A 3,168-nucleotide genomic window follows, 5' to 3' on the forward strand; every position below is an offset into this window, starting at 1 on the left:
ATCCTGCCGCGCGCCTATGGCTACCCGATGAAGATCCGCGTCCCCACCAAGCTCGGCTTCAAGAACCCGAAATACGTCGTCGCGATGGAAATCACCAACGACTACAAGGGCGGCTATTGGGAGGATCAGGGGTACAATTCGTTCAGCGGGAGCTGAAGACGTCGATCGATAGAGCCGCGATCGCCGCCACATCCTCCGCTGTCGTCCCGGCCTTGAGCCGGGACCCATAGCCACCGGCGGTGATGACGCGGGCAACTGGCAGCCTCGTCCCTCGATGGCTTCCGCGGTATGGGTCCCGGCGTTCGCCGGGACGACACCATTTGTTAGGCTCGATCGGCGGCTTTCAACTTCCCCTGCATCGCCGCCATCACAGCACCCAACAGCAACAAGGCCGCCGATACATTCAGCGCATAAGTCAGGCTTCCCATCGCATCGGTAATCGCCCCGACCACGAATGGACCCAGCGTCTGGCCGATGCCGAACACGATGGTCAGGGCCGCGATCGCGCGCGACCACGCCGCCTGCGGCAGGTTGAAGCGCACGAACGCGGTGGTTGCCGTGGTGACGGTGGAGAAGGCGACGCCGAAGATCGCGGCCGACAGCGCCAGCATGGCTGGCGAATGGCTGAGCGCCGGCAGCGCGGCGCCGATGGCGTTGATGGTGAGGATGATCGCGGCCGGCATACCGCCGCGATCCAGCGCCAGCACGCGGCGCCACACCCACGGCGTGGTGAAGCCGGCCAGCCCGATCAGGCACCAGAACGCGGACTGGGCGGCGGCGCCGCCGCCGAGGTCGCGGACATAGGCGATCATGAAGGTGAGATAGGCGATGTAGCCGGCGCCATAGAGGAAGTAGCCGAACAGATAGATCGCCATCGGCCGCAGCGAGACCGGACCCGCGCTGCCGCCGGGCACGGCCGCCATCGCCGGGATCGGCGTCAGCAGCAGCGGCAGGATCAGCACGCAGCCAAGCGCGGTCAGCGCCAGCCAGACGATCCACCACGAGCCAGGCCCGAACGCCTGCAGCACGAACGGCGCCACCAGGCCGGAGGCGACGATGCCGAGCGGCGGTCCGGCATAGAACAGGCTGAGGATGAAGCTCGCCTGGGCCGGCCGCGATTGCGCGATCCGCGCCGCCAGCGTGCCGCCCGCGACGAAGGCGACGCCCGCGCCGATGCCGGTGATCAGCCGCGCCAAGCTGAGCGAGACGAAGTCGCCTGTCAGGGCGCAGACCGCGAGCGAGGCCAGCGCCGCCAGGGTTCCGCCACGCACCGTCGCCGGTGCGCCGGTTCGGCCGATCAGACGCGACGCGATCAGCGCGCCGATCAGATAGCCGGCGGCGTTCACGGTGTTCATGAAACCCGCGGCCGAGTACGACCAGTGCAGCGAGTCGCGCATGTCCGGCAGCACCAGCGCATAGGCGAAGCGGCCGATGCCGAGGCCGACGATGGGGCCGAGCGAGAGCGTCAGGTTGAGCCGCGCCGGATGGGCCGGAGGCGGATCGGGCGTGGGATTCAGCAAGACATGCTCCGGCGCAGCGATCGTCCGGCAGTCCATGCTCTCTAGCGGCGATCCTGGAGAACATAGCAGCTCGGCGCGCCGGTCCAGAAGACGTGCGGCGGCAATGGTGGCTTGCCAACCGTGCAGGAGGGCTTTAGCACTCCGCGCGGATTTTCGTTCCCGTCATTGCCGGTTTGGCCGGCAATCCGGCCAGGAATGCTGGATGCCCGCGCAACGCCCGGGCATGACAAGCCCCGCGAGGACAACGACCATGGCGACCCAGAAGCTCCTTTTGCTGCCCGGCGACGGCATCGGCCCCGAAGTGATGGCGGAGGTGAAGCGGCTGATCGGCTGGCTCAACGCCAAGGGGCTCGCCTCGTTCGAGACCGAGGACGGGCTGGTCGGCGGCGCGGCCTATGACGCCCATGGCGCCTCGATCTCGGAAGCCGACATGGACAAGGCCAAGGCGGCCGACGCCATCATCTTCGGCGCCGTCGGCGGCCCGAAATGGGATGGCGTTCCCTACGAGGTCCGCCCCGAGGCGGGCCTCTTGCGCCTGCGCAAGGATCTCGGCCTGTTCGCCAATCTGCGCCCCGCCGTGTGCTACCCGGCGCTCGCCGATGCCTCCAGCCTGAAGCGCGAGATCGTCGAGGGGCTCGACATCATGATCGTGCGCGAGCTGACCGGCGGCGTGTATTTCGGCGAGCCCAAGACCATCACCGATCTCGGCAACGGCCAGAAGCGCGCCGTCGATACCCAGGTCTACGACACCTATGAGATCGAGCGCATCGCCCGCGTGGCCTTCGACCTCGCGCGCAAGCGCCGCAACAAGGTGACGTCGATGGAGAAGCGCAACGTCATGAAGTCGGGCGTGCTCTGGAACGAGGTCGTCACCGCGGTTCACAACCGCGAATACAAGGACGTCACGCTCGAGCATCAGCTCGCCGATTCCGGCGGCATGAACCTGGTGAAATATCCGAAGATGTTCGACGTCATCGTCACCGACAATCTGTTCGGCGACATGCTGTCGGACATCGCGGCGATGCTGACCGGCTCGCTCGGCATGCTGCCGTCGGCCTCGCTCGGCGAGGTCGACGCCAAGACCCACAAGCGCCGCGCGCTGTACGAGCCGGTGCACGGCTCGGCGCCGGACATTGCCGGCAAGGGTCTCGCCAACCCGATCGCGATGCTGACGTCGTTCGGCATGGCGCTGCGCTACTCCTTCGACATGGGCGCGCTCGCCGACAAGCTCGACGCCGCCATCGCCGCCGTGCTGGCGTCAGGCCTGCGCACCGCCGACATCAAGGCCGAAGGCTCGACCCCCGCCTCGACTACGCAGATGGGCGAGGCGATCATCAAGGAGCTGGAGAAGCTCACGGCGTAGGTGGAGCCGAGGTTCCGCCGCGCCGAAGGTGCACTCCCCTCCCCCTTGCGGGGAGGGGTTGGGGGTGAGGGTCCCCACCCAGTGACACCCGCTTGAGGCACCGTCTCACCTGCCCCGACGATTACTTTTCGTCGTTGCACGTCTCGACCCGAACTCATCACATCAAGCATCGCCCGGGGACCCCCACCCCCGACCCCTCCCCGCAAGGGGGCTACGGGATGCCCGAAAGCGATTCCAAGCGATTTCTGGATGTGATTCAAAGTTTTCGACCGGTTCGGTGGAGAG

General features: G+C 67.2%; 3 protein-coding genes. 2 read left to right on the forward strand and 1 reads right to left on the reverse strand.

All coding sequences use genetic code 11. The annotated features are described in order from the left end of the window. Positions 1 to 156: molybdopterin-dependent oxidoreductase (locus QW868_RS33435; RefSeq protein ID WP_316232568.1), on the forward strand; the 156-nt coding region annotated here is incomplete at its 5' end. 167 nt (positions 157 to 323) lie between these two features. On the opposite strand, the gene QW868_RS33440 is transcribed toward QW868_RS33435, so the two are convergent. Further along, positions 324 to 1,556: a YbfB/YjiJ family MFS transporter gene (locus QW868_RS33440; RefSeq protein WP_316178822.1), complete on the reverse strand. Its 1,233-nt coding sequence runs from the start codon at positions 1,554 to 1,556 to the stop codon at positions 324 to 326. 214 nt (positions 1,557 to 1,770) lie between these two features. Between QW868_RS33440 and leuB the strand changes: the two genes are divergently transcribed. Continuing rightward, entirely contained in the window at positions 1,771 to 2,883 is a 1,113-nt protein-coding gene (gene leuB / locus QW868_RS33445; protein ID WP_315781700.1) for a 3-isopropylmalate dehydrogenase, read from the forward strand. Positions 2,884 to 3,168 lie beyond the last annotated feature (285 nt).

It is taken from the genome of Bradyrhizobium sp. SZCCHNR1051 (assembly GCF_032489615.1).
In the GTDB taxonomy this organism is placed as follows: domain Bacteria; phylum Pseudomonadota; class Alphaproteobacteria; order Rhizobiales; family Xanthobacteraceae; genus Bradyrhizobium.

Coding starts and splice junctions, on each gene's coding strand:
- leuB (WP_315781700.1), top strand. CDS start 1,771: ATGGCGACCCAGAAGCTCCTTTTGCTGCCCGGCGACGGCATCGGCCCC.
- QW868_RS33440 (WP_316178822.1), bottom strand. CDS start 1,556: ATGGACTGCCGGACGATCGCTGCGCCGGAGCATGTCTTGCTGAATCCC.